Below are 25,148 nucleotides of genomic sequence, written 5' to 3' on the forward strand. Positions count from 1 at the left end.
CTCCTGATAAATTAATATAAAGATAGTTGTATCACAAAAGCCGGCCTGAAAAGGCCGGCTTTTGCATAGATTGCGTTTTATTTTTCGTCTGGCTGAATGACTCTGACATGAAATACTTCGTCTACCTTTGGTACTGAAGTGACTGTGTCATCAGTAGAAATCAGCGCATAACCGTATTCGCCGCGGACACCGCCGATGACGGCGTTGATATTGATATCAGCGAACATAGCTGCAGCAAGTTTGACTGGATTAGGTTCGCCCTTTGTCATGATCGCGATTCTGTTGTCTCCTCTGACAGGTCCCAAAGTTACGGCTGGGAAGTTGACGGAGTTTGTAATATTGCCGTTCTCGATGTAATCCATGATTTCCTGTACAGCCATCGTCGCGCAGTTGTCTTCTGCTTCTGCTGTGGATGCACCCAGGTGGGGCAGAACGATGACGCCTTTTTTCCCGAAAGTGCCGTCTGTAGCGAAGTCTGTTACGTATTTGCCCACTTTGCCGTTTTCCATGGCGGCCAATAAATCGGCTTCAACAATCAGGGTATCTCTGGAGAAGTTGAGCAGAACTGTATCATCCTTCATCAGTGTGAATAACTCTTCGTTGAACATGCCTTTGGTGGAAGCCATGGCAGGAACGTGGATGGTTATGTAATCACAGAGTGGCAGCACATTTTTGATGTCCGGCATAAAGTCCACGCAGGAATAGAGACCGTGGGCTGATTTGACGCCGAAATACGGGTCATAGCCTACTACTTTCATACCCAGGTCCACTGCGGCGTTGGCTACCATGACACCGATGGCACCCAGACCGATGACGCCCAGGGTTTTTCCCTTGATCTCTGAACCAGCAAATTGTCCCTTGCCTTTTTCTACCGCTTTGCTTACGTTCTCTGTTCCTTCTAAAGTCTTTGCCCAGGCCAGGCCTTCAGGGATGTTTCTAGCTGCCAGAAGCATGCTGGCGATGATCAGTTCCTTGACGGCGTTGGCATTGGCTCCCGGCGTGTTGAATACGACGATGCCTTCTTCTGCACATCTGTCCAGTGGAATGTTGTTGACCCCTGCGCCGGCTCTTGCGATAGCCAGCAGGTTCCTGCTAAATTCCATTTCGTGCATGTCCTGGCTTCTCACTAAGATTCCGGAAGCACTAGAGACATCATCACAAACCGTATATTTATCAGACAGGTGAGAGAGACCTACCGGTGAAATCTTGTTAAGTGTTGCAATATTGTACATAATCAGTACCTCCTAATATTTGTAATTTAAATTGAATTATAACACTTTGTCGCTTTACTTTCAAGAAGTAAAGTGATATAATATTTTGCGTATTAAAATAAAGAGAAAAACTAATGGAGGGCGACGAAATGACAAACAATAATCGTGTATTTAACTTTTCCGCTGGTCCGTCGATGTTACCGCTGAACGTAATCGAGGATGCAGCAGCAAATCTGGCCGACTACGAAGGCTGTGGCCAGTCTGTAATGGAAATGAGTCACCGTTCAAAAGAGTTTGGAAAAATCATCGAAGATGCAGAAGCTAACTTAAGAGAAATCATGAATATCCCTGACAACTACAAAGTTATGTTTTTACAAGGTGGAGGAACTCTTCAATTTGCAATGGTGCCGCTGAACCTGCTCAGAGCCTCTAAAAAGGCTGACTACGTAGTGACAGGGTCCTGGGCTAAGAAGGCATACAAAGAAGCGACCAAGTTCGGCGATATCAAAGTCATCGCCAGCTCAGAAGAAGATACATTTACATATATTCCGGAGATTACCAAGGAAGATATCAGACCTGATGCGGACTATGTCTATGTGTGCTACAACAATACCATTTACGGTACGCACTATCCATATATTCCTGATACTGGTGATATTCCACTGGTTGCAGACATGTCAAGCTGCATCCTCAGCGAAGAGATTGACGTGAGCAAATTCGGACTGATCTTTGCAGGCGCACAGAAGAACGTAGGCCCGGCAGGTATGACCATCGTCATCATGAGAGAAGACCTCTTAGGCTTTGCCGATGAAAAAGTCCCGACTTATCTGGACTACAAGACCCATGCAGACAATGACTCCATGTACAATACCCCTCCTTGCTTTGCAATTTACATCGCTGGAGAAGTGTTCAAGAACATCAAGAACATGGGCGGCGTCGGCGCGCTCAACAGCGTCAATACAGAAAAAGCCGGTAAGCTTTATGACTATATCGATGCCAGCGACTTTTACAAATGCCCGATCAGAAAGAAAGACAGATCTTTGATGAACGTGGTATTTGTAACAGGTGATGCTGATCTGGACAAAAAGTTCGTTGCAGAAGCGAAGGCGGAAGGCATGGTCAATCTCAACGGACATCGTTCTATCGGCGGAATGAGAGCAAGTATATACAATGCTATGCCGATGGAAGGCGTAAACAAGCTGATCGAATTTATGGAGAAGTTTGAAGCTGCGAATAAATAATTAACAAAGAGAGCTTTCCTGTTTGCATCGGGAGAGCTTTTTTTAAGAACAGTGGAATAAGAAAGGAATACATATGAAATATTTGATTTTGGTTCCAGACGGAGCCGGAGATGAAAAGATAGATGCCTTAGGCGGCAAGACGCCTCTGGAAGCTGCTGATATGCCGTTTATAGACGGTCTGGCTGCAAAAGGAGAAGTAGGTATGGTGAGAACCATACCGCCTGGCGTAGCGCCAGGCAGTGACGCTGCCAACCTTTCTGTCATGGGATATGACCCGGCGGTCTATCTGACTGGGCGCTCACCTTTAGAAGCTGCCAGCATCGGCATCGAGATGTCGGATACTGATGTGGCATTCAGAACCAACATCATTACCCTTGCCGGCGATGGCGCTTATGAGGATCTGATCATCAAAGACCACAGCTCCGGGGATATCACTACGGAAGAAGCCGATGAACTGATCAAAGCAGTCAACGAGGCTTTTGCAGATGACGAGATTCAGTTTTATACGGGAACCAGCTACAGGCACTGCATGATCGTCCATAATGGCGGAACAGATTATGAGCTGACGCCGCCTCACGATGTCTTAGAACAGCGGGTAGGAGATCATCTGCCAAAAGGCGAAGGAAGCGCTTTTATCACGGATATGATGAAAAAAAGCTACGATATTTTGAAAGATCATCCAGTCAACAAGGCAAGAATCGAGAGGGGACTGAACCCCGCAAATTCTCTGTGGATCTGGGGACAAGGGAAAAAACCGCAGTTGTCTTCTTTTTACGATAGATATCAGCTGACCGGTACGGCCATCAGTGCAGTGGATTTGATCAAAGGCATTGCCATCTGCGCAGGGCTTTCCTCTGTTGACGTGGAAGGCGCGACCGGAACGCTGCACACCAATTTCAAAGGCAAGGCTGACGCCGCCATCAGAGAATTCAGAGACGGCAAAGATTTCGTCTATGTTCATCTGGAAGGGCCGGACGAATGTTCACATCAGGGCGATATGGAAGGAAAACTGCAGTGTCTTCACGACATCGACCAGAAAGTGCTGAAACCCATCGTAGAAGCGTTGCGCGAGGATGGAGAGGCTTTCAAGATTTTGGAGGTTCCAGATCACAGGACGCCTCTGGCGATTAGAACTCATTCCGCTACGCCGGTTCCCTTTGTCATCTACGACAGCAGAGCAGAAAAGGCTGAAGACACGAGCAGACAGTTCAATGAAAAATCGGGAGAATTTGGAAGTTATTATGATAGCGGTTTTGCACTTGCAGACCACTTCATATTAGGATAAAATAGAATATAGACAAAGCAGATATTGAGGAATTTTTGATTCCTCTTTTTCTGCGTTTTAGGAAAGGGAGAACAGAGAGTGTGAAAACGAAAAAAAGATTGTCCATGAAGATAGCGGCAGTGGTCTTGATATTGACCATGGGTCTGTCAACGGTCACCGCATACGGTGCGACAGTGACAAGACCGACCATTTCCGCAAAGAGCGCCGTGGTATTAGATGCAGACAGCGGCAAAATCGTCTATTCTAAGAATTCCCATTACAAGAGGGACCCTGTCAGCACCACCAAATTGCTGACCGCTTTGGTCGCATTGGAGCATTTAGAGCTAAATGACAAGGTGACTGTAACCAAGACTGCAGCCAATACGGGCGGTTCTACAGCGAATCTAAAAACCGGCGAGAAGATGACCGTAAAGGACTTGCTATATGCGGCCATGCTGCCCTCGGGCAATGACGCAGCAGTCGCCCTAGCCATCGGTGTTTCTGGCAGCAAGTCAAAATTTGCTAAGCTGATGAACAGAAAGGCCAAGGAACTGGGCTGCAAAGAGAGCAATTTCTCCAATCCTCACGGATGGAAGGCAAGCACCCACTATTCTTCAGCTTACGACATGGCCTTGATTACGAAGGCGGCTATGGAGAACAGTGCAATTAAGAAGGCCTGCAGCACAGAAATTTACAGACTGGCAAAGACAAACAAGCAGAAGTCCAGGCTGATTGCAACGACCAATTATTTTGTGGCGAAGAAAAAGTACCCAAAACTGGGCGTCTTTGCAGGGAAGACTGGAACATGGGAATGGAACAATGCCTCTCTGGTTTCCGCCTGCAAACAGAAGGGGAAAATCATGTACGCCGTCGTACTGAGAGACACCACCAGCGGGCGATATGAAAGTACAAACAAAATTTTGAAATACAGCTACAAGAAAGCAGGATGAAAGAGTAATCCATGAGCAGAATAATGAAAAGAACAATTTCATTGGTGATGGCAGTCCTGATTGTCATATCCAGCGGAAGTTCTATCTTTGCGGCAAAGGTGACAAGACCGGACATTACGGCGGCAGGCGCTATGGTGTATTGTCAGAATACGGGAGAAATCGTCTATTCTAAAAACAGTCAGAAAAAGTTAGAGCCGTTCAGCGTTACCAAGTTGATGACCGTACTGCTGGCAGTACAGAACCTTCCCCTCGACAAGGAGGTCACGGTATCGGCAGAGGCAGCCAGCCAAAGAGAATCCTCCATCAATCTGAAAGAAGGAGAGGTTCTGACGGTAGAGGACTTGATTTACGGTGCCCTTCTGCCCTCGGGCAATGATGCCGCCTATGCCTTAGGCGAGGCTGTATCCGGTGATATGGAGACCTTTGTCTCTCTGATGAACAAGACAGCGAAGAACATCGGCTGTAAGAGAACCCACTTCACCAATCCAAGCGGCATGCAGGCAAAACGCCATTATACCACCGCGTCTGATATGATGGAAATTATCAAGGTGGCGCTCTCCAACGACATCATCAGAAAAGCTGCCGGCTCCACCAAGTACACCATCGAGAAGACCAACAAAAGCAAAAAAAGAGTTTTACATACCCATATCAATTTTCTAAAGGATAAAGACTCAGGCGTTTACGCTGGCAAGACAGGATACTGGGATGATTACAACTGCAGTATCGCTCTAGGCTATAAGAAGGACGGACTGAGCCTCTTTATCATCGTACTGGGAGATACTGTTAAACAGAGAACCAAAGACGTGAAGAAATTGATTCAGTATGCCACGGCCAAGGTCGAAGGCTATAAGGTCATCGGAAGCGGCAAGGAAAATGGCAATGTCCGCATCAAACACGGCGCAAAGACAAGCGTGACAGCTTATACCGCGGAGACGGGTTATGCTTATCTGCCAAAGGAGGCATCAACAAAGCTGGTCACCACAAAGACCGTGATGCGCAGCGACGTTGAAGCGCCTGTCAAGGCAGGAACAGTTGTAGGAACTTATCAAATTTATGTGGCTGACGAGCTGGTCAACGAAGTAGATCTTGTGATAACAGAGGATATTGAGCAGGGGTGGTTCCCTTCTTATCTGGGCATTTCTAACTTTGCGACTATCATCATCTGCGTGGTCGTCGTCTTGCTGCTGACCTTGTTTCTCTCGATTGCTATCGCAAAAGCCAGATATAGAAGACGCAAGAAAATGCTGAAGAAACAACGCATCATGGAAATAGCCATGGAAGAGATGAGAAGAGAACAGGAACGAAAGGAAAGAGATTGGCGATTCTAACATGTTTGACATCAAAGAGAACTTAAAAAAACTCCCGGATTGTCCGGGAGTTTATATGCATAAAGACAAATTGGGGCAGATTATTTATGTAGGAAAGGCGATTTCCTTGAAGAACAGGGTGCGCCAGTATTTCCAAAGCGCGGCGAAAACAAATCCCAAGGTCAGGGCAATGGTTGCAAATATTGCAGAGTTTGAATACATCACCTGCAGTACAGAAATGGAAGCCTTGATTTTGGAATGCAATTTGATAAAAAAATACATGCCCAAGTACAACGTATTGCTGCGTGACGACAAGACCTACCCCTATATCGTGGTTACGACTACAGAGGATTTTCCAAGAGTATTGAAGACCAGAATCATCGCGAAAGACGGCAACCGATATTTCGGTCCCTACAGTGACGCAGGCGCTGTCAACCAGATTGTGGATTTATTGGCCAACATTTATTCGCTGAAGCGATGTGCCGCGAAAGAATTTCCCCTAAATCACAGACCGTGCCTCAATTACCATATCAATCAGTGCAAGGGTGTCTGCGTAGGCAAAATCAGCAAAGACGAGTACAGACAGTCTATCGAGAAGGTACTGGAGTTTCTCAGCGGAAAAGAAAAACCTCTGCTGCGAAGTTTAGAAGAAAAGATGCGGGAAGCTTCAGAGAAGCTGGAGTTTGAAGAAGCGGCAAAGTACAGAGATTACATTTCATCGATCAAGACCATTTCTGAAACCCAGAGGGTAACCATGATTCACGACAAGGATCTGGATGTGGTGCTGCCTGTCAAAGATGAGCAGAATTCTTTTATTGCCCTGTTTACTGTGCGGGACGGTAAGCTTTCTGGCCGTGAGACTTTCCAAATTCAGACTGATGAAAATGACAATCGGGATGAGATGGTGGCAGAGTTTATCAAGCAGTATTACAGTCAGTGGGCGGTGGTTCCGCCGGAGATTTTGGTGGAAAGTACGCCGCCTGATATCGAGCTTTTGGAGGAATTTCTCAGCAGAGAGGGGCGTAAGGTTAAAATTTTCGTTCCTCAGAAAGGCGAAAAGAAGGCGCTGCTGAGCCTGGCACAGAGCGACTGCATCGAGATGGTGAAAACCTTGTCTGAGAAGGCAAAGTCTAATCAAGAAAAACAGAATGCCATCAGAGCAGAAATCGAATCGGTCATCAAGCAGGCAGGTTACACGCCGGCAGACAAATCGGCTTACAGAATTGAATCTTACGACATTTCCAATACCAACGGCGTAGATTCTGTCGGCGCGATGATCGTCTTTGAAGGGCTCTCGCGCATTCGGAAGGATTACAGGCGTTTCAAGATTAAAACCATCGAAGGACCCAACGACTACGGAAGTCTGCAGGAAATGATCTATAGACGTTTCAAGAGGGCAAAAGCCGGAGATCCTGCCTTTATCAAAATTCCCGACGCTATTTTTATGGATGGAGGCCAAGGACAGGTGACCGCGGCTCGAAAAGTTTTGACCGCCCTGGGGCTGGACATCCCCGTTGTGGGCATGGCAAAGGATGACAGCCACAGGACCCGTGCCATCGTTTTTGAAGACGGACGAGAAATCCCCCTCAGAGAAAGAAACCTGCTTTTCAAGTATGCAGGAACCATTCAGGAGGAAGTGCACCGCTTTGCCATCGATTATCACAGGAGCCTTCGCAACAAAAACGCTATCCACTCGGTGCTGGATAACATATCGGGGGTAGGACCGACGCGCAGAAATGCTCTGCTCGGGCATTTTCAGACCATAGAGGCGATTAAGAAAGCGTCTGTGGATGAACTTGTAAAGGTACCCGGCATCACAGAATCTGTGGCAGAAAATATAAAAGAATATTTTAGTTGATAATTTTTCATAATAATGGTATATTAGTAAGATAACAAAGAAATTAATGAGAGTTAATGAAAATGGAGGATCAATATGGCAGATAACAAGAACAACATGCAGGATGAGGCAGATATCATCACTTTAGAATTTGATGATGGAACTGAATTAGAATGCGAAATCATGGGTGTTTTTGATTATAACGGAAAGGACTATATCGCCTTAATTCCGCTGGACGATTCTGATGACGTTTATATCTACGGATATAACGAAGTTGGGGAAGACGAATTTGAGCTGGTTGATATCGAAGACGATGAGTTATTTCAGAATGTTGTACAAGAGTTTGACGCTATCATGGCAGAAGACGATGGCAGCGTGAACTAATTAGATATGAGACAACCAATCCTGCAGCCGCTGGCTGCAGGATTTTTTCGTTGACTGATTTTTCTTTACGATAAAAGACCTCATCTGACGATGAGGCCCTTTACCTGCGATATTTAATATTTAATTAAGAAAGAACGTTCAAAAGTTTGCTGTAACCCTATCACCCTTTTGACAGTTTCATTATAGCGAAAGTATGTGTTGATTCTGCGAAGGAATATTATCAATTTTGTGACAGAAATATTAAGAAATCTTAAGATGAAAAAAGGAGTTGTTTTTTATAAGGAGATGCGATAAAGTATATACCGTGGGTGACACAAAAAAAGTAGAATGGAGAATTTGTGTGAAAAAATATGATATCATTATCGCCGGCGCTGGCGCCAGCGGTGTTTTTATGTCTTATGAACTGACAAAAGAAAAAAACCAGGCGAAAGTTTTGATGTTGGATAAAGGCGCACCTCTTGAAAAGAGAATCTGCCCGATCAAAGCCGGGAAGACGCAGAACTGTATTAAATGCAGTCCGTGTCATATCATGAACGGATACGGCGGTGCGGGCACATTATCTGACGGAAAGTATAATATTACAAACCAGTTCGGGGGAGACCTGCACAGATATGTAGGTGCCGCCCAGGCGATGGATTTGATGGAATATGTGGATAGTGTTCTCTGCGCCATGGGTGGCAGTGATGCGAAGCTTTACTCCACAGCGAACTCAGATCTGAAGACCAGATGTCTGCAGAATAACCTGCACCTGCTTGAGGCAAAGGTCCGCCATCTGGGAACAGATAGGAATGTACAGATTCTAGGAAAAATCTTTGATTATATAAAGGAAAGAATTGATACACAGTTCTATACGACCATTGAGGATGTGACAGTCCTGGAAGATGGAACTTTTCAGGTTCAGACAGACAAGGGTGACTTTGCCTGTGATAGACTGGTTCTCGCTACGGGCCGGTCAGGCTCAAAGTGGATTGCCAAGGTCTGCGATAAGCTGGGTATTGAACAGAAGAAGAACCGCGTCGACATCGGCGTGAGAGTAGAACTTCCAGCGGAAGTTTTTAAAGATATTACGGATGCTGTTTATGAAGGCAAAATCGTCTATAAGACGGACAGGTATAACGATATGGTCAGAACCTTCTGTATGAACCCCTATGGCGAAGTGGTGTCAGAAAACACCAATGGTATTGTGACCGTTAATGGACACAGTTACGCTGATGCAAGTCTTCATACTGAAAATACGAATTTTGCTCTCCTGGTATCCAATAAGTTTACAGAACCTTTTGAGGATAGTAATGAATACGGCGAATCCATCGCACGATTGTCGAACATGCTGGGCGGCGGCGTCCTCCTGCAGAGATTCGGAGATTTGGTGAAGGGGCGCAGAAGCAGTGATCGCAGAATGGAGAAGTGTTTCACCCGTCCGACGCTGGCGGCAACACCTGGCGATCTCAGCCTTGTTATTCCAAAGCGTCAACTGGACAGTATCATCGAGATGATTTACGCCCTGGACAAAATTGCTCCAGGAACGGCCAATGAAGATACGTTGCTCTATGGAGTAGAAGTAAAATTCTACAACTCCAAAGTGCATGTAGATAAAAATCTGCAGACGAAGATTCCGGGACTGTATGCCCTTGGTGACGGCTCCGGCGTGACACACTCCCTTTCCCAGGCGTCAGCCAGCGGAGTATATGTTGCACGAATTCTAGCAGAACAGTATAAGTAACGATTTACAAATGGGGAGCGCCTTTCACTGAAAGACAGCTCCCTTTCCACGTTTTTTATTGAAGAAGATTGTCTTTATTTTCGCCAAAAAGAACTGTAATCCGCCTTTTCTTCTATATTATAGCGGATTATTTGTGCTAACAGGGAAAAATCAACGTCCTGATTCCACTTAATTCTAAAGAGATTGGAAGTGTGGCTGTAACCTGCGTTGACAATCTCCTCGGCAAATTTCTCTATACCCGCCTTTTCCGGCGAGATTGAAAAGTGCTGTTTTGCTGCACTGAATCCAACGATAAAGGTGCCGTGATCGGTGAACATCGGCTGATTCCACGCGATTTTCGCTTCCAGGTGAGGGAAACTTTTGCTGACCCAGTCTAAAACGTCTGTCACCTTGGCACGATGTTGATCATCTGATATCGATGTTAAATAATCTGTAAAAATATTCATACAGTTATTATTACCTGAACCGCTGAATAGAATTCACTAATTAATAATCACATCACGGGATATTCCATCCGCATCATCTGATAACAACATTCCAATTCCTCTATAAATACTAGCCTATTTTTTGAAAGGGTTTTGAGCTTGTAGTAAAAGGCAGACCGGAACAACTCACCAGTCATGGTCATAAACTAATATTAGGCATTTGATATGCATACGGTTAGCAGATGCGTATAGAGAGGAAGGATATCGACATGAATATAAATAATGACAATAGCAATTGTGAGAATGGGAAGTTTCGAAAAAATGGTTGTGGCTGCTTCTATTGCGGATATTGTCCAGGACCACAGGGTGAACCCGGACCGACAGGAGAAGCCGGACCGCAGGGTGAGCCTGGGCCGACAGGAGAAGCCGGACCGCAGGGTGAACCCGGACCGACAGGAGAAGCTGGACCGCAGGGTGAACCTGGGGCGACAGGAGAAGCCGGACCACAGGGTGAACCCGGGCCGACAGGAGAAGCCGGACCTCAGGGTGAACCCGGGCCGACAGGAGAAGCCGGACCACAGGGTGAGCCTGGACCGACAGGAGAAGCCGGACCACAGGGTGAGCCTGGACCGACAGGAGAAGCTGGACCTCAGGGTGAACCTGGACCGACAGGAGAAGCTGGACCTCAGGGTGAACCTGGGCCGACAGGTACCTTTGATCCAGGAGATGTTTTGTTTTATATAAATGGCAATGGCGGACCAATACCCATTAGATTTGGAGAGGATTTAAACTTTATATCTCCAAACTTAAATATTTTCTTATCAGACTATCCGGCGACTGTCGAAATTGATGGCAAAGCAATGGAAACTGCGTTTGGCGGCCTATACTCCAACACTGTTCAATCATTTGATTTTTCTGCAAGCGATCAAATTGAACAAATACAGTTCAATAATTATATGCCTTCATTCAATGTTGGGACAAATCAAAATGAATTACAAATCTATATACCCGGAGAATATGAAATTAACTATATGATCCGTGTAGCCCCAGTTGAAACGCCAGATCAGACCATTTCTGCGGGAGTACGACAGGACGGCAATTTCATTGATTCCACATTGCAATATAGCCCGCTTTCCACAACTGAAAACACTATTTTGCAAGGAAGCATCATTGAATTTCTCAGTGGCCAAGTTGATTTGGCGTTTTATTCCACAGGCGTTGCAGCCTTCGATCTGGCATTGCGTACAAATGCTACATTTACAATAAAACGCATTTCGCCACTGCCGTAAAATAAATCTTGCAAGGTTCGCTGTGGTCGAGGGTTCGAATCCCTCGATTATATCCGCAAAAAATAAAAAGACGAGCGTGTGCTCATCTTTTTGTTTTTGGTGCGGTCAAAGGGATTTTGCAGATGCTGCGCCTCTGCCGTGCTGCGCCGCCCTATACGGTTGGCTTGCACCACAGCCTATTCGCCTGTCCGCAGGACAGCCTCATGGGACGGCTGTGCCCTTTCGGGTTCGAATCCCCAATTGATAGCCGCAAAAAAAATAAAAGACGGGCAAAACCCATCTTTTATTTTTTGGTGCGGTCAAAGGGATTCGAACCCCCATGAGTCGCCTCACACGGACCTGAACCGTGCGCGTCTGCCAATTCCGCCATGACCGCATATTGAATTGTTGTGTTTCATACGACTCTTACTATTATACACATTTGAGAAAAGATTTCAAGCATAAAATGACAACTTTTTTACAAGTTTTTGAAAAAGTACAAGAAGAAGGGTTTGCGAGTTATGCAAAAATGACTGTTTTGATTTAAATTTTTAAAATGATGTCATATTTTGGAACAATTTGCAGAACGCTTCTCCTAAAAAACAATTGTATATGACGCAGGGTCATATATTATAATATTGCGTGGGAGGTGCTTTATGGAAAGAGAACTTATGACCATTGGAGAGTTGGCAAAACGCATGGGCGTTACTGTGCGAACCCTTCAATATTACGATAAAGAAGGGATTCTGAAGCCTTCTGCTTTTAGTGAAGGCGGGCGCAGACTGTACGCAGCAAAAGATATGATCAAACTGCATCAGATTTTGTCTTTCAAATATCTGGGATTCTCTTTGGAAGAGATAAAAAACCACATACTGCCTTTGGATACGCCAGAGGAGATGGTGTCGTTGTTGCTGCAGCAGCAAAAAGCCGTGCAGGAGCAGATTGAAAATCTGCAGGAGGCGGTGCAGTCCATAGAGGCTTTTCGCATAGAAGTAGAAAATATCAAAAGTGTGGACTTTAAAAAATACGCAGAGATTATAGAACTGCTGAGAATGGGTAATAGTGTTTACTGGGTTTGGAAGTTCTTTGATGACACCCTTTCTGATCATATCAAAGAACGTTTTAGCGATGATCCAGACTCAGCTGAGAAGACCTATCGGACCTATCTGCATTTATTAGACGAGGCTTGCCTGTTTGTTCGACGAGGCGAATCGCCAGAAAGTGCGAACAGCATGGCGTTGGCGGAAAAGTGGTGGAATATGATTATGGACTTCACTGGTGGTGATATGACTCTGCTTCCTAAGCTGGAGTCTTTTAATAGCGATAAGACAGGGTGGGATAAAGAATTGGCGCAGAAACAGTATGAAGTTGACGATTTTATAGGTAAAGTGCTGGACTGCTATTTGAAAAAACAGGGGATGCATATCCCGGAAATGGAAGTAGAATCATGAGCTATGCAATACGGGTGGAAGGCTTGCAGAAGAGTTATGGCAGTAAAGAAGTCCTGAAAGGAATCTCTTTTGCTGTGAACAGCGGAGAGATATTCGCTTTGCTTGGCATAAATGGAGCAGGAAAAACCACCACTTTAGAATGTATCGAAGGGCTTAAAAAATATAATGGGGGAAACATCACTGTAAATGGCAGATGCGGCGTTCAGCTGCAGTCTTCTTCTCTGCCAGGCAACATAAAAGCGGGCGAAGCTTTGACTCTTTTTTCGAAATGGCAGAAGACCAAAGTGAACAGCGACTATGTGAGGCGTCTTGGCGTAGAGCCATTTTTACAGAAACAATATACACAGCTTTCCACAGGTCAGAAGAGAAGGCTGCACCTGGTGCTGGCCCTCTTAGGAAATCCTGATATCGTTATTTTGGATGAACCGACAGCAGGACTGGATGTAGAGGGACGCGTTGCCATACATAGAGAAATCCGCAAACTGAAAGAACAGGGGAAAACCATCATCCTGGCTAGTCACGATATGGCCGAAGTAGGGGAGCTCTGTGACCGCATCGGTATTCTCAAAAAAGGAGAGCTGGCTTTTTTGGGAACGCCGTCGGAACTGACGGAGACAGCGAGGAACGGATTCCTGCTGAAGGTCGGTTTGAGCAGGCCGGTGTTGTTCGATGGAATATCAGAACTGAGAGCAGAAAGCCAGGATGGCTGCGATTATACATTCCAGACAGAGAATCTGGAGGATACTTTGTCGCTGCTGATTGAAACAATCAAAAAGCAGGGTGCCTCTATGCGTGACATTCATGTAGAGCGGGCTGGGATAGAAGCAAGATTTTTAGAGATTGCCAAGGAGGAGCCAGATGAAAGCGATGCTGTATGAGATTTTTCTCCATATGAAATTAAATGTGAGAAGCAAGGAACTGTTGGTACACTACTATATCGTACCGTTTATTTTTTATGTCCTCATGAGCAGCGTATTCACGTCGATCATGCCCGATGCCCATCTGACCTTGATCCAGTCTATGACCGTCTTCAGCGTGACCATGGGAGGCGTTATGGGCTCACCCTACCCCCTGATCGAGTTTTATGGCAGTGAAATCAAGAAGGCATATCACGTGGGCAATATTCCTCTCTGGACCCTGGCGGCAGGTAACTTCCTGTCCAGCCTGGTACACATATTTGCCATGAGTCTGGTCATCTTTTTTACTGCTCCCATATTCTTTGATGCGGTGGTCCCGAAAAATCTGGCTGAATACTTTTTGATGCTTCTGTTAGTCATCGTCGTCAGCCTGTGTGTCGGCCTGGTGTTCGGTCTGTATACCAAAAGTTCATCTAAAGTGGGCATGGCTACACAGCTGGTATTCATGCCTTCTATGATCATGTCCGGCATCATGTTTCCTGTTACCTTGCTTCCAGACAGTCTGCAGACCATTGGAAAGGTTTTGCCGGCGACCTGGGGATTCGAAGCGATGTGTACAGAAAACCTGCAATTTGGCAGCTATTACCCGCTTTTGATCATTATGGCGATAACCCTCGTCCTTTCTCTTTGGAAGCTGCGGAAAATATCCATTGATTAGCTGCTTCTGATAGGCTATGATGTAAATAACAACGAAGATTCAGGAGGTAGAAAAAATGTACGAATCGAGATGTGGCATTGCATGTAATAGCTGTGATCAAAAAGAAGAGGTGGGGTGCAAAGGCTGCCTCAATATGGAACTGCCGTTCTGGGGCAGCGAATGCCAGGTGAAGTCCTGCTGCGAGAAGAAGGAGCTCCATCACTGTGGTGAATGCGATGACTTTCCTTGCGAGATGGAAGAGACAATGGGAGCGGAGATGGGATATGATCCGAAACCGAGACTAGAGAATTGCAGGAAGTGGAAAACAAATGCATAAAGAGGGAATTACATATCTGGAGAAAAATCGCTTGCTGCATATCGCCATGCTGGAATCAGTCAGACGGGGTATGGCGCAGGTGATTCATGAAAGCGAACACGGCGTGCTGATGCTGGATCAGTCCAGCAACGTGCATATGGTGTCTGCTGATTGTGATGAGTATGGAAGATATCTGGTGGACGAGATCAGAGATCCGTATCAAATCGTGGTCTGCCAAGAGACTCTGTCAGGCTATGCCGAAGAAAAATTTGCATTACATGATGTATTCAAATGCAAGAAGGTCGCTTATTGGAAATGCGAAAAGGTTCCTTTTCAATCTGAATTGAAAATCGTCAGACCCAATGAGACCTATTTGCAGATCATCAAAGAAAACTATCATACCATTCCAGAAGCTGAAATTGATGAAATCAATCGCCGGGGAAATCTGTTCTGTGCTTTTCACAGAAATGATTTCGTCGGCTTTTCTGGTAATCATCTGGATGGAAGCCTGGGACTTTTAGAAATCTTCCCGAGCTTTCAGAGGCAGGGCTTCGGTGAACAATTAGAACGATTTATGATCAACTTTATCATCGAAAAGGGGGACACGCCTTATGGTGAAATCGTCATCGGCAATGAAGCTTCTGCCAAACTGCAGCAAAAACTGGGATTTGAGATTTCAAAGGAGACGATCACCTGGCTGTTGTAGCAGGAGACAGAACAGAAATGGAGGTAAACAATGGCGACAGCAAATATCAAAGTGACTTTCCAGGTGGAACTGGAAAAGGTTTGGGAAGTCGTGACAGATCTGACAAATTATCAGTGGAGAAGCGATTTGGCAAAAATCGAGGTTTCAGAAGACGGAAAATCATTCATAGAGTGCACTAAAGATGGCTTTGCGACGACTTTTACCATTACGGCTTTTGAACCGGGGAAACGCTATGAGTTTGACATGGAGAACCAGAACATGAAGGGACATTGGACAGGCCTGTTCAAAGAAACGCCGGATGGCACGGAAATCGACTTTACAGAGGATGTCACGGCGAAGAAGGCTCTGATGAAGCCTTTCGTGGGCGCCTATCTGAAAAAACAACAGAAACAGTATGTGGAAGATTTGAAGGGATTTTTAGAATGATTGAGATTTTGTTCGGGGAAAGTGAAGCTGGCAGTATGAAATTTGCTAGATCCATGGAGAAACGAGGATCCGCTGACCAGGTAGTGGAGCTCTCTTTTGATCTGGACGTGGGCGATATCAGCGGGGAACTTTGTGGTGAGGCCCGCAAAGCGCAATGCCTGAAGAAATATAGTGCGGCCAGGTGGAGAGACTGCGACACCATTGAACAGCAGAAGGAAAAGTGGAACTCCTTGCTGGAGCAGGTGGAACAGTTCAAGACTTATGCGGCCAAGGGCGAAGCCATGCGGATCTGGTATTCCACTGCACCTTACTCCATGTGCGGTTTTTATCAGGTCTGTCTTATGCTGACAGAGTACGACTGTCCCGTATCTGTAGTCAAAATGCCAGAGTACGTGGTTCGCAGTGATCAGAACATGGTGATCTATCAAAGCTGGGGCGAGGTGGTTCACACAGATATGCTGGACTTTGCAAAGGATGAAAAGCCGCTGGGCAAGATGGAAGTGGGGTATTATGCAGATCTGTGGAAAGAATTGGTGAAAGAGAACGCTCCACTGAGAGCGGTGGTCAATGGCAGATTGATCAGCGTGCCTGCAGACTTCTATGATTTTATGGTGGAAGGTGGAATCGGGGAACGGCCTTTCAGAGCGGTGGAACTCGTGTCCTACGCTTTTAGATATCAGATGGGTGTTTCTGATGATTTGTTCCTGGAAAGCGTTCAGCATTTGATCGACAATGGCCGCCTGGTCGTGGTGGACGATGAGGATATCGAGTGGGACGGTGCGCGTCTGCTGCGGCGGGCTGAAACCATGGTCAGCTGCTGCGGTCTGGACTGTCTGGAATGTGAAGCCTACGGCAAAACCTGCCAGGGCTGCGACAAGACAAAGGGCAAACCTTTCTGGCTGGAGAGTACAGGCGACGAAACCTGCAGGGTCTATCGCTGCTGTGTAGAGCGAAAATCTTTCAGTCACTGTGGCAAGTGCATGCTTCACAAGTATATCAAAATGGAACATCCGGAGGAGCCGTTCATGGCATCCTGCGATCGTTACGCCAGGAGCGGCCCGCAAATGTCCGAAGACGAAAAAGAGCAGCGACTCGAGAAGCAGCTTATGCGACTCAAAAAGCTGCTGCACCAATAACACCTTGCAATCATGACATACAGCTGTCATGTATTTTGTCGTATGATATTCCCATAATAACCACGGAGGTGTAAGATGGCTTTTGATTACAAGAAGGAATATAAGGAATTTTACATGCCGCCCAAGAAGCCGACCATTGTAGAGGTGCCGGAGATGAATTTTCTGGCGGTGCGGGGCTGCGGCAATCCCAATGAAGAGGGCGGTGCCTATCAGGCGGCAGTAGGACAGCTTTATGCCGTTGCCTACACGATCAAAATGAGCTACAAAGGAGAACACAAGATTGACGGATTCTTCGAATATGTGGTGCCGCCCCTGGAAGGTTTTTGGTGGCAGAAGGATGTGCAAGGCGTGGACTACAGCAATAAAGACAGTTTTCAGTGGATTTCCGTCATCCGGCTGCCGGATTTTGTGAGCCGGGAGGATTTCGACTGGGCGGTCAGAACAGCGGAGGCGAAGAAAAAGCTGGACTTCGCCAGTGTGGAATACTTCACTTACAAAGAGGGACTTGCTGTCCAGTGCATGCATATCGGTCCTTACGACGATGAGCCTGAGACTGTGGCTGCCATGGAGGCTTTTGCCGAGTCCGAGGGATATGAGACTGATATTAGAGATGAGCGCTATCATCACGAGATTTATCTCAGTGATCCGAGAAAATGTAATCCCGCCAAGATGAAAACGGTAGTGCGCCATCCGATCAAAAAGAAGGCCGTAAGATGAACATAGAGGAACTGGTAAAAATCTTATACAGTAAGAATTCCAAAGAGGCCTATGAGGCATTGAAAGTGCTGCTGGAACGCAGCGAGCAATCTGATGAACTCTACCCCTATTTTGATCAATTCGTCGCTATGAGCGAGGATGCTGACTCCTACATCAGGACCAGGGGATTACTGCTCATCGCTGCCAACGCCAGGTGGGACGAAGACAACAAGATTGACGAGTGCATCGACCAGTTGTTAAAGCATATTTTGGACGAAAAACCGATCACCGCCCGGCAGTTCATCAAAGTTCTGCCAGAGATTGCTGTATATAAGCCGGATTTGACGGCGGACATCAAAGAGGCGCTGCGCTGGGCGGATACGGAAATCTATGCCGATAGCATGCAGCCTTTGGTATATAAGGATATCCAGGCGGCCTTGAAGAAAATCACCTGACGACCTCTCTTTATTCGATTGCTGAGGGAGAGGAGTTCTCTCGGAAAGACTGCTATACTTTGATCATGAACTGAGGTGACGAGAATGGAATTATTAGAAAACTGGAACAGGGCTATCTCGTATATGGAAGACCATTTGGAGGATCAAGTGGATATGGAAAAAGCGGCTGCTTTGGCCTGCTGCTCACTCTATCACTTTCAAAGAATGTTTTCTTATATGACGGACATTACGGTAAGCGAGTATATTCGCCGCAGAAAGATGTCTATGGCAGCGGCAGAGCTGCAGTCAGGACAAGTGAAAGTTCTGGATCTGGCTTTGAAGTATGGTTATGAGTCACCAACTGCTTTTAACCGTGCTTTTAAGAACATACACGGTATTGCACCGTCCCAGGCTAGGCGCGAAGGCGTCGTTCTGAAAACCTATCCTCCGATCAGTTTTAAAATAACGATCAAAGGAGAATATGAGATGAACTACAAAATTGTAACAAAAGAGGCCTTTCGAGTTGTAGGTAAGAAAACCCACTTCACTGGAGGTATCGATGAGTCTTTCGAGAAAATACCGGGAATCTGGATGCAGGCTGGCAAAGACCAGATCATTTCCCAGTTATGCGAAGTGATGAATCCGGAGATTCCCGGAATCATGGGAATCTGTACTTCTGCCAAGGATGAGGAGTTTGACTATTATATCGGCGTCGCTTCTAAGGCGCCGGCGCCTGCAGGCATGGAAGAATTGCAGATTGAGGCAGGAAACTGGGCGGTCTTCCAATGTATCGGCGCCATGCCCGATTCGATTCAGAATCTGCAGAAACGTATCATAACGGAGTGGCTGCCTGGTGCGGGATATGAATATGTCAACGCGCCGGATATAGAAGTGTATTTTGAAGGGGACCAGAGCAGTGCAGACTATGTCTGCGAAGTCTGGATGCCAGTGGTTAAGAAATAGTGAATTGACAAAGGACGGGCATGTTCGTAAGAGACATGCCCTTTTGCAATACGATGATTTCATGGTGAATTCGCTATAATTAAGAAAAGATGGATTTAACCCTTGACCTGTACCCTGCGTACAGGTCTATACTTGATGCAGTGAGGGGAGGCGGCACGCCATGAAAATCAATGAAGTGACGAGAGAGACCGGTCTCAGCAGACGGGCGGTCAAGTATTATGAAGAGGAAGGTCTGCTGTCGGTGAAGAAAGACCAGAACGGTTACAGGAATTACAGCAGCGAGAATCTCAAAACCCTGAGAGAGATTTCGGCTTATCGAAAGCTGGGCATCGGTATCAAAGAGATTAAGCGTCTCTTGCAGAAAGGGGATAGAGAAATCCTTCGCCAGATTTACGAAGAAAAGCGAAAGCAGTTGGGGGAGAATCAGCGAGAATTAGAAGCTCTGGCTGCTTATATCGAAAACGAGGACATCGACACTCTTTCGCAGGAGCTGGATTATGAGACCATCGCAGACGCTCTCAGAGATATGGTTCCGGGTGTTTATGGGGATTACTTCATGTATCATTTTCTGCCCTATCTGCAGATCAAAATGACGACACCTGAGCAGAGAGAAGCCTATGAGGCTATCATCGATTTCTTTGATGATTTGGAGGTGAAAATCCCATTTCTCTTGAGAACGGTCAGTTTTTTAACCTGTAAGCTGTCTAAGCAGGATGCGGAACACATGACGAAGAGAATGGATGCCCAGATGAAGCGTTATATTGACATGGCAGAAGAAGACTATGAGAAGCTGCGGGAGCAGACACGAAAAAACGTGAAGATGAAGAACTCTCTGTTTTATAGATATCATCCTGCATTTGTATCTCAGCGAAAGTTTATGAAGGGGCTGCAGGACTGCGGGTATAACGATATCTTTATTCCTAATATGATAAAGCTATCGCCATCTTATAAGCTTTATCACGAGGCTTTGACGGCAGTAAACGATAGAATCTGTACGGATCTGGGGCTGTACTACGACTCGAATTTTCAGTTGGTAATGAAGAAATAGATGGTTAAAATAGACAGAGACTGGCAGACTATGGTATACTATTTAAAATAGAAAATGATACTATGAAAGTGTGTGCAAGTTATGTTACCAGCAATGAAACAAAAGAAAAAAGTCAGTCTGATTTTTATATCTGTGCTATTACTCTGCACAATCGTGGTCTTCAGTCTGTTTTCTTATTTTTCTGTGGGAAAACAAAATGGGACAGCCAGGGTTGTCAATTACACAGGTATTGTCCGTGGTGCTACGCAGCGGCTAGTGAAACAGGAACTGAATGGACATCCTAATGACCCTTTGATTGACCAGTTAGATGATATCATTGAGAATCTCCAAACCGGCCAGGGGCCATATGACCTGATTCAGCTGCAGGATCAGTCTTTTCAGCTGCAGTTGGAGCAACTGAAAGAACAGTGGCAGGATCTTAAAGCAGAAATTCACAAGGTGCGTCAAGGGAGCGGTGAAGAAGGGCTGTACGAATTGAGCGAGAACTATTTTGCTTTGGCAGATCAAACAGTCTCCACAGCAGAAATTTATGCAGAGAATAGTCTGCAGACTTCGCGTACCTGGTTCCTGATTCTCAACTTTACGATGTTAGTCCTGATCATCTTGTTCTGGTCTCTCAACGTTCGTCAGAAGAAAATGAGCCGAGAACTGGAGCTGGCAGAGCTGGCCAGTAACGAGAAGAGTGCTTTCTTGTCTAAAATGTCTCACGAAATCAGGACGCCGATGAACGGCATCATTGGCATGACAGAAATTGCGAAGCTTTCAGTCTCAGACGAAAAAAAGGTCTCTGAGTGCTTGGATAAAATCGATTTTTCTTCAAAGTATCTGCTGTCTCTGATCAACGACGTCCTCGATATGTCCAGAATCGAAAGTGGGAAGATGGAAATCGAGGAAACGGAGTTTGATCTGTCTGCCCTCGTTGAGGGCATCCGCACCATGTTCAACGCAAAGGCACAGGCGGAAGGAATTGAGTTTCTTGTCACCAGTGATATAGATGATATCAAGATTGTGATTGGAGACGATTTGAGGATGAACCAGGTCCTGCTGAACGTCATTTCTAATGCTATGAAATTTACGCCAGAGGGCGGCAGCGTGTCTCTCCACTGCGCTTGCAGCAAAATCGACGATGCACAGGCTCTTGTGCGTTTTATCATCAGAGATACAGGAATCGGCATGAGCGAAGAGTTTATGGCGCACATGTTTGAACCTTTTGAACAAGCCAAAAATATCTCTAATAAACAATATAAAGGAACTGGATTGGGATTGCCAATCAGCCACAATTTAGTGCAGATGATGCACGGGGAAATCAAAGTGGACAGCACGGAAGGCAAGGGAACGGTCTTTGATATCACTCTTCCGTTGGGCATCTCCTCGAAGCGTGAACTGCCTAACCAGAGGTCGGTTTCTGAAGCGGACATGGATACTTATCACTTTGTGGGGAAACGAATTCTGATTGCGGAGGATAACGAAATCAATGCGGAGATTGTAAAGAAGATGCTGGAATATACTGGTGCAGACATAGAGCACGTGTGGAATGGAAAGGAAGCTGTCGAAGTCTTCAGAAACGCCGCTGAAGGATATTTTGATCTGATCTTGATGGACATGCAGATGCCGGAGATGAACGGCGGAGAAGCAGTGAGAATCATTCGTCAGCAGAGCCGGAAGGACGCAGGGCTTCCGATTATCGCCCTTACCGCAAATGCTTTCAATTCCGATATGGAGCAGGCGCTGGCAGGCGGTATGGACGATTATCTGACAAAACCGATTGAGATGAAAAAATTATACAGTACCATTGGGTCCTGGCTGCAGAGATCAAAATGATTGCATAATATAAAACTCCATCTGCCGAGGGGCTCGATGGAGTTTTATATTATATGAATTTGACGATGGGCTATTGTCTTTCGATCTGGTCGATGAGATTTGGCAGACTGCGCATATTGTCGATGACATAATCAGCGCCACAGTCCTGATAGATTTTGGCAACCTGGGCGCTGCGGACACTTTTTTCTTCTGTCGAGAGCGCTCCGTATTCGGCTTCTGACAGAGCCATGACAGAGCTTCCTTCAACGACTCCGACGGAAATCAGGCCGGCATTTTTTCCTTCTTTGATGTCCGCTACGGTGTCTCCGACTTTGATGGCGGCAGAGACGCTGGTAATCTGCAATGCTTCCAGATTCTTGAAAATCATAAAAGGATAGGGACGTCCCATCTTGCTGACTGAATCAGGGGAGAACCAGGCGTCTGGCTGATATCCTCGTTTTGCCGCTTCTGGTACGACGATGGACATCATTTCATCTGTATAACCGGTGGTAGAGCCGATTTTGATATCCCGTTCCCGCAGGGTCTTCACGGTGTCTAAAACGAAGGGCTTTGGCTGGGCAAAATCCTGCAGAATCTCCATGATGCCGCTTTCGCTTTTTTGATAGACAGCGTCCACATCTTCCAGGGTCCACTCCCGGCCGTGGGTGACAGCCCAGGCTTTCTGAATGCGGGGCATCTGCATCATGGTGTGGATATGGTTCCACTTCAGCATACCCATTGGGGCGCGGACCTCGTCAACTGTAGGCGTAATGCCAAATTCTTCAAAGGCCTTGATAAAGGCTTGAACCGGGGCAAAGGAACCGAAGTCCACAGTAGTTCCCGCCCAGTCAAAGATCACTGCTTCTATTTTTTTCATTATTTGTCCTCCATATAGTCTGCAAAGATGCCGCAGAGTTTCTCGATGTCCTCCGCGTATATTTCCCCAATGTTGCCGATACGGAAAGTATCGGCGTCAGTAACTTTTCCCGGGTAGATGGCATAGCCGCGCTCTTTGATATAGGCGTACATGTCAGCAAAAGAGAAGTCGCAACGCTGTGGGAAATAGAAACTGGTGATGATAGGGCTCTGATGAAGTGCGTCGATATAGGTCCTGAATCCCAGCTGGCCCATGTTTTTGATGAGCAGATGATTGTTTGATCTGTAGCGCTGTTCTCTGGCAGGCACCCCGCCTTCTGCTGCAAGCTCCTCTAGGGCTTTGGCAAAGGCCAGGACCACGTGGGTAGGGGAGGTGAAACGCCACTTTCCATCCTTTTCCATGGCTTTCCACTGCTCGTAGAGATTCAAAGAAAGACTTCTGGCTTTTCCTTCACAAGCTGTCAAAGCGGATTTTTTCGCAATGATAAAAGAGAAGCCGGGAACGCCTTGTACGCATTTGTTCGCAGAGCTGATGAGAAAGTCGATGCCAAGGTCAGATACGGGAATGTCGATTCCGCCAAAACTGGACATGGCATCGACGATGTAGGTTTTGCCTGCTGCTTTTACGACTTTGGCGACGGCAGCGATGTCGTTGAGGATGCCAGAAGTCGTTTCACAGTGAACCATAGACACGTGAGTGATGGAGGGATCAGCAGCGAGAATGTCAGCGATGGCTTTGCTGTCAGGCACTTCGTCGTAACTGCAAGTGTACAGCTGATAAGGAAGCCCTGCATAACGGGCGATGTCGGCCATGCGCAGACCATAAGCGCCATTGGCGATGATCAGTAATTTATCCTGTGCGCCTGTGACACTGGTCAATACAGACTCAACGCCGAAGGTACCGCTGCCCTGCATGAGGACAGCCGTATAATCTTCGGGCGATACGTGGGCCAATTGAAGGAGTGTCTCTCGAATAGACTGGGTAATCTGTTTATAGTCGTCATCCCAGGTGCAGTGGTCCACCAGCATTTCTTGTTTCACAGTTTCTGTAGTAGTCAGGGGACCAGGTGTTAATAGTTTGTATGTAATCATTTTTAATATCTTCCTTTTTGATTATTTTGATAGTGCTTCTTTTGCCGCTGCGGACAGGGCTTGGTGCTTCTCCAAAAGTGCGACGGTCAGCGGTTCTTTAAACTCTTTGGAGTTCTTTGAAACTGCGTTGTCGTCAGCTTTTTCACCGTTATACAGTGGAACCGGGTAGTATTCCATCAGCTTGCTGCGGCCATTTTCGACGATGCATTTGACCATTTCCATAGCGAGTTTGTTGGTATCATCTCCCTTGTCTATGAGACCGATGCCTTCAGTCAGGGTAAAGTTTCCTTCCTTCGGGTCCACAAAGTCCACTGGCAGGCCTTCCTCCTTGTCAGCTACTGCCTGATGACGAAGACCAAATCCGATAGCAACTTCGCCTGCGCGGACTTTTTTAATCGGACCAGAACCGGATTGTTCCATGTGAGCGCCTGCGTTAGCGTAAATGTCTTCTAGGATATTCTGCGCTTCCTTTTCTCCATAAGCATCTACCAGGGCCTGCACCATGAGCCAGGCTGTGGAAGAGCCTTCGATATCGACGACAGAGATGAACCCTTTATAAATCGGCTTTGCAAGGTCTTTCAAGGATTTTGGCGTAGGCAGGTTGTTTTCTTTCATCACCTCGGTGTTGAGAAGAATCGCTCCCTGATTAGCTAGGAACGGCGCGTAATAGGAAGGGACTTCTTTGATTGTGTCCACGTCAAAGTCCAAATCTTTAAACATGGTGTTCTGCTCCTGGGCACTGTCCATATAGTACGTGCTCATGGTTACAATATCTGCTTCAATGTCCGTGCCTTCTGCCAGAAGCTTTCCTCCAAGCTCAGAAGTGCCAAAGCTCTGAAAGAGGAACTTCCCCTCATAGCCATTTTCGTTGAGCGTATCTGTCATAGCAGCTACAGCCTCATCATCGGCATTGGAGTAGATGACCACCTGAGCATCCTCTTTGGAGCCGCAGCTTACGAACATGGTGAAACAAAGGGCCAGTGCGGCGGTAAATCCGATAACCGCCTTGAACTTACGAGTAAACTTTTCTTTAAACATGGTTT

General features: G+C 46.4%; 26 protein-coding genes and 1 tRNA gene. 21 read left to right on the plus strand and 6 right to left on the minus strand.

Annotated elements, in window-relative coordinates; genetic code table 11:
- Positions 1-77 precede the first annotated feature (77 nt).
- Positions 78-1,232: a 3-phosphoglycerate dehydrogenase gene (locus tag ACMQ5W_RS05515; RefSeq protein WP_148492969.1), complete on the minus strand. Its 1,155-nt coding sequence runs from the start codon at positions 1,230-1,232 to the stop codon at positions 78-80.
- A gap of 128 nt (positions 1,233-1,360) precedes the next feature.
- On the opposite strand from ACMQ5W_RS05515, the gene serC reads away from it, so the two are divergent.
- The 7 genes from serC to ACMQ5W_RS05550 all read left to right on the plus strand — a co-directional run bounded on the left by serC (position 1,361) and on the right by ACMQ5W_RS05550 (position 9,914).
- The gene (gene serC / locus ACMQ5W_RS05520) at positions 1,361-2,452 is read left to right on the plus strand and encodes a 3-phosphoserine/phosphohydroxythreonine transaminase (RefSeq protein ID WP_419024062.1); all 1,092 of its coding nucleotides are present in this window, start codon (positions 1,361-1,363) and stop codon (positions 2,450-2,452) included.
- A 73-nt stretch (positions 2,453-2,525) separates the two neighbouring features.
- Complete coding sequence (locus ACMQ5W_RS05525) at positions 2,526-3,737, plus strand: cofactor-independent phosphoglycerate mutase (protein ID WP_419024064.1); 1,212 nt, start codon at positions 2,526-2,528, stop codon at positions 3,735-3,737.
- An 80-nt stretch (positions 3,738-3,817) separates the two neighbouring features.
- Complete coding sequence (locus ACMQ5W_RS05530; protein WP_419024066.1) at positions 3,818-4,666, plus strand: D-alanyl-D-alanine carboxypeptidase family protein; 849 nt, start codon at positions 3,818-3,820, stop codon at positions 4,664-4,666.
- Between the two features lie 23 nt (positions 4,667-4,689).
- Entirely contained in the window at positions 4,690-5,994 is a 1,305-nt protein-coding gene (locus ACMQ5W_RS05535) for a D-alanyl-D-alanine carboxypeptidase family protein (protein WP_419024068.1), read from the plus strand.
- A 1-nt stretch (position 5,995) separates the two neighbouring features.
- On the plus strand, positions 5,996-7,831 hold the full coding sequence (gene uvrC, locus ACMQ5W_RS05540) for an excinuclease ABC subunit UvrC (protein WP_419024070.1): 1,836 nt from the start codon (positions 5,996-5,998) through the stop codon (positions 7,829-7,831).
- A gap of 75 nt (positions 7,832-7,906) precedes the next feature.
- A complete protein-coding gene (locus ACMQ5W_RS05545) occupies positions 7,907-8,194 on the plus strand; it encodes a DUF1292 domain-containing protein (RefSeq protein ID WP_067540874.1) in 288 nt (95 codons plus the stop codon).
- A 340-nt stretch (positions 8,195-8,534) separates the two neighbouring features.
- Positions 8,535-9,914, plus strand: coding sequence for an NAD(P)/FAD-dependent oxidoreductase (locus ACMQ5W_RS05550; protein WP_419024072.1), 1,380 nt, complete (start codon positions 8,535-8,537; stop codon positions 9,912-9,914).
- A gap of 74 nt (positions 9,915-9,988) precedes the next feature.
- Here ACMQ5W_RS05550 and ACMQ5W_RS05555 read toward each other — a convergent pair whose 3' ends face one another.
- Positions 9,989-10,360: an iron chaperone gene (locus tag ACMQ5W_RS05555; RefSeq protein WP_419024074.1), complete on the minus strand. Its 372-nt coding sequence runs from the start codon at positions 10,358-10,360 to the stop codon at positions 9,989-9,991.
- Positions 10,361-10,621: 261 nt separating this feature from the next.
- Here ACMQ5W_RS05555 and ACMQ5W_RS05560 point away from each other — a divergent pair, with 261 nt between their 5' ends.
- Both ACMQ5W_RS05560 and ACMQ5W_RS05565 read left to right on the plus strand, forming a co-directional pair.
- Positions 10,622-11,083, plus strand: coding sequence for a hypothetical protein (locus ACMQ5W_RS05560; protein WP_419024076.1), 462 nt, complete (start codon positions 10,622-10,624; stop codon positions 11,081-11,083).
- Entirely contained in the window at positions 11,071-11,628 is a 558-nt protein-coding gene (locus ACMQ5W_RS05565; protein WP_419024078.1) for a hypothetical protein, read from the plus strand. Before ACMQ5W_RS05560 ends, ACMQ5W_RS05565 begins: the two co-directional genes overlap by 13 nt.
- A 291-nt stretch (positions 11,629-11,919) precedes the next feature.
- On the opposite strand, the gene ACMQ5W_RS05570 is transcribed toward ACMQ5W_RS05565, so the two are convergent.
- Positions 11,920-12,004, minus strand: a tRNA-Leu gene (locus ACMQ5W_RS05570).
- 259 nt (positions 12,005-12,263) lie between these two features.
- On the opposite strand from ACMQ5W_RS05570, the gene ACMQ5W_RS05575 reads away from it, so the two are divergent.
- The 12 genes from ACMQ5W_RS05575 (at position 12,264) to ACMQ5W_RS05630 (ending at position 22,158) form a co-directional block, all read left to right on the plus strand.
- Positions 12,264-13,058 carry a MerR family transcriptional regulator gene (locus ACMQ5W_RS05575; protein WP_419024080.1) on the plus strand — a complete coding sequence of 265 codons (795 nt, stop codon included), beginning with the start codon at positions 12,264-12,266 and terminating at the stop codon, positions 13,056-13,058.
- A complete protein-coding gene (locus tag ACMQ5W_RS05580; protein WP_419024082.1) occupies positions 13,055-13,936 on the plus strand; it encodes an ABC transporter ATP-binding protein in 882 nt (293 codons plus the stop codon). The genes ACMQ5W_RS05575 and ACMQ5W_RS05580 overlap by 4 nt, the downstream gene beginning before the upstream one ends.
- A complete protein-coding gene (locus ACMQ5W_RS05585; protein ID WP_419024084.1) occupies positions 13,917-14,633 on the plus strand; it encodes an ABC transporter permease in 717 nt (238 codons plus the stop codon). The genes ACMQ5W_RS05580 and ACMQ5W_RS05585 overlap by 20 nt, the downstream gene beginning before the upstream one ends.
- Positions 14,634-14,688: 55 nt before the next feature.
- Positions 14,689-14,949 carry a DUF3795 domain-containing protein gene (locus ACMQ5W_RS05590; protein ID WP_419024086.1) on the plus strand — a complete coding sequence of 87 codons (261 nt, stop codon included), beginning with the start codon at positions 14,689-14,691 and terminating at the stop codon, positions 14,947-14,949.
- The gene (locus tag ACMQ5W_RS05595) at positions 14,942-15,634 is read left to right on the plus strand and encodes a GNAT family N-acetyltransferase (RefSeq protein WP_419024088.1); all 693 of its coding nucleotides are present in this window, start codon (positions 14,942-14,944) and stop codon (positions 15,632-15,634) included. Before ACMQ5W_RS05590 ends, ACMQ5W_RS05595 begins: the two co-directional genes overlap by 8 nt.
- Before the next feature lie 30 nt (positions 15,635-15,664).
- Positions 15,665-16,060: an SRPBCC family protein gene (locus ACMQ5W_RS05600; protein WP_419024090.1), complete on the plus strand. Its 396-nt coding sequence runs from the start codon at positions 15,665-15,667 to the stop codon at positions 16,058-16,060.
- Entirely contained in the window at positions 16,057-17,196 is a 1,140-nt protein-coding gene (locus tag ACMQ5W_RS05605) for a DUF3658 domain-containing protein (protein WP_419024092.1), read from the plus strand. Before ACMQ5W_RS05600 ends, ACMQ5W_RS05605 begins: the two co-directional genes overlap by 4 nt.
- Positions 17,197-17,271: 75 nt before the next feature.
- Positions 17,272-17,913, plus strand: coding sequence for a GyrI-like domain-containing protein (locus ACMQ5W_RS05610; protein WP_419024094.1), 642 nt, complete (start codon positions 17,272-17,274; stop codon positions 17,911-17,913).
- Positions 17,910-18,347, plus strand: coding sequence for a SufBD protein (locus ACMQ5W_RS05615; RefSeq protein ID WP_419024096.1), 438 nt, complete (start codon positions 17,910-17,912; stop codon positions 18,345-18,347). The genes ACMQ5W_RS05610 and ACMQ5W_RS05615 overlap by 4 nt, the downstream gene beginning before the upstream one ends.
- Positions 18,348-18,431: 84 nt before the next feature.
- On the plus strand, positions 18,432-19,289 hold the full coding sequence (locus ACMQ5W_RS05620) for an AraC family transcriptional regulator (protein ID WP_419024098.1): 858 nt from the start codon (positions 18,432-18,434) through the stop codon (positions 19,287-19,289).
- Positions 19,290-19,449: 160 nt separating this feature from the next.
- Positions 19,450-20,337: a MerR family transcriptional regulator gene (locus tag ACMQ5W_RS05625; RefSeq protein ID WP_419024100.1), complete on the plus strand. Its 888-nt coding sequence runs from the start codon at positions 19,450-19,452 to the stop codon at positions 20,335-20,337.
- A gap of 93 nt (positions 20,338-20,430) precedes the next feature.
- Positions 20,431-22,158, plus strand: a complete 1,728-nt coding sequence (locus ACMQ5W_RS05630) for an ATP-binding protein (RefSeq protein WP_419024101.1) — start codon at positions 20,431-20,433, stop codon at positions 22,156-22,158.
- Between the two features lie 70 nt (positions 22,159-22,228).
- Here the strand turns inward: ACMQ5W_RS05630 and phnX are convergent, their stop codons facing one another.
- From phnX to ACMQ5W_RS05645, 3 genes are read right to left on the minus strand one after another with little or no spacing between them, the layout of a single operon-like run.
- Complete coding sequence (phnX, locus tag ACMQ5W_RS05635) at positions 22,229-23,014, minus strand: phosphonoacetaldehyde hydrolase (RefSeq protein ID WP_419024103.1); 786 nt, start codon at positions 23,012-23,014, stop codon at positions 22,229-22,231.
- Entirely contained in the window at positions 23,014-24,105 is a 1,092-nt protein-coding gene (gene phnW / locus ACMQ5W_RS05640; RefSeq protein WP_419024105.1) for a 2-aminoethylphosphonate--pyruvate transaminase, read from the minus strand. The genes phnX and phnW overlap by 1 nt, the downstream gene beginning before the upstream one ends.
- Before the next feature lie 21 nt (positions 24,106-24,126).
- Positions 24,127-25,143, minus strand: coding sequence for an extracellular solute-binding protein (locus ACMQ5W_RS05645; RefSeq protein WP_419024107.1), 1,017 nt, complete (start codon positions 25,141-25,143; stop codon positions 24,127-24,129).
- Positions 25,144-25,148 lie beyond the last annotated feature (5 nt).

The organism is Emergencia sp. (assembly GCF_048465375.1).
GTDB lineage: Bacteria > Bacillota > Clostridia > Peptostreptococcales > Anaerovoracaceae > Senimuribacter.

Excerpts from the sequence above, each read along its gene's own strand:
- phnW (WP_419024105.1), bottom strand. The coding sequence starts at position 24,105 with ATGATTACATACAAACTATTAACACCTGGTCCCCTGACTACTACAGAA.
- ACMQ5W_RS05545 (WP_067540874.1), top strand. The coding sequence starts at position 7,907 with ATGGCAGATAACAAGAACAACATGCAGGATGAGGCAGATATCATCACT.
- ACMQ5W_RS05615 (WP_419024096.1), top strand. The coding sequence starts at position 17,910 with ATGAACATAGAGGAACTGGTAAAAATCTTATACAGTAAGAATTCCAAA.
- ACMQ5W_RS05645 (WP_419024107.1), bottom strand. The coding sequence starts at position 25,143 with ATGTTTAAAGAAAAGTTTACTCGTAAGTTCAAGGCGGTTATCGGATTT.
- ACMQ5W_RS05585 (WP_419024084.1), top strand. The coding sequence starts at position 13,917 with ATGAAAGCGATGCTGTATGAGATTTTTCTCCATATGAAATTAAATGTG.
- ACMQ5W_RS05535 (WP_419024068.1), top strand. The coding sequence starts at position 4,690 with ATGAAAAGAACAATTTCATTGGTGATGGCAGTCCTGATTGTCATATCC.
- phnX (WP_419024103.1), bottom strand. The coding sequence starts at position 23,014 with ATGAAAAAAATAGAAGCAGTGATCTTTGACTGGGCGGGAACTACTGTG.
- serC (WP_419024062.1), top strand. The coding sequence starts at position 1,361 with ATGACAAACAATAATCGTGTATTTAACTTTTCCGCTGGTCCGTCGATG.
- ACMQ5W_RS05555 (WP_419024074.1), bottom strand. The coding sequence starts at position 10,360 with ATGAATATTTTTACAGATTATTTAACATCGATATCAGATGATCAACAT.
- ACMQ5W_RS05580 (WP_419024082.1), top strand. The coding sequence starts at position 13,055 with ATGAGCTATGCAATACGGGTGGAAGGCTTGCAGAAGAGTTATGGCAGT.
- ACMQ5W_RS05590 (WP_419024086.1), top strand. The coding sequence starts at position 14,689 with ATGTACGAATCGAGATGTGGCATTGCATGTAATAGCTGTGATCAAAAA.
- ACMQ5W_RS05605 (WP_419024092.1), top strand. The coding sequence starts at position 16,057 with ATGATTGAGATTTTGTTCGGGGAAAGTGAAGCTGGCAGTATGAAATTT.
- ACMQ5W_RS05610 (WP_419024094.1), top strand. The coding sequence starts at position 17,272 with ATGGCTTTTGATTACAAGAAGGAATATAAGGAATTTTACATGCCGCCC.
- ACMQ5W_RS05525 (WP_419024064.1), top strand. The coding sequence starts at position 2,526 with ATGAAATATTTGATTTTGGTTCCAGACGGAGCCGGAGATGAAAAGATA.
- ACMQ5W_RS05630 (WP_419024101.1), top strand. The coding sequence starts at position 20,431 with ATGAAACAAAAGAAAAAAGTCAGTCTGATTTTTATATCTGTGCTATTA.
- uvrC (WP_419024070.1), top strand. The coding sequence starts at position 5,996 with ATGTTTGACATCAAAGAGAACTTAAAAAAACTCCCGGATTGTCCGGGA.
- ACMQ5W_RS05625 (WP_419024100.1), top strand. The coding sequence starts at position 19,450 with ATGAAAATCAATGAAGTGACGAGAGAGACCGGTCTCAGCAGACGGGCG.
- ACMQ5W_RS05600 (WP_419024090.1), top strand. The coding sequence starts at position 15,665 with ATGGCGACAGCAAATATCAAAGTGACTTTCCAGGTGGAACTGGAAAAG.
- ACMQ5W_RS05515 (WP_148492969.1), bottom strand. The coding sequence starts at position 1,232 with ATGTACAATATTGCAACACTTAACAAGATTTCACCGGTAGGTCTCTCT.
- ACMQ5W_RS05620 (WP_419024098.1), top strand. The coding sequence starts at position 18,432 with ATGGAATTATTAGAAAACTGGAACAGGGCTATCTCGTATATGGAAGAC.
- ACMQ5W_RS05560 (WP_419024076.1), top strand. The coding sequence starts at position 10,622 with ATGACAATAGCAATTGTGAGAATGGGAAGTTTCGAAAAAATGGTTGTG.
- ACMQ5W_RS05595 (WP_419024088.1), top strand. The coding sequence starts at position 14,942 with ATGCATAAAGAGGGAATTACATATCTGGAGAAAAATCGCTTGCTGCAT.
- ACMQ5W_RS05575 (WP_419024080.1), top strand. The coding sequence starts at position 12,264 with ATGGAAAGAGAACTTATGACCATTGGAGAGTTGGCAAAACGCATGGGC.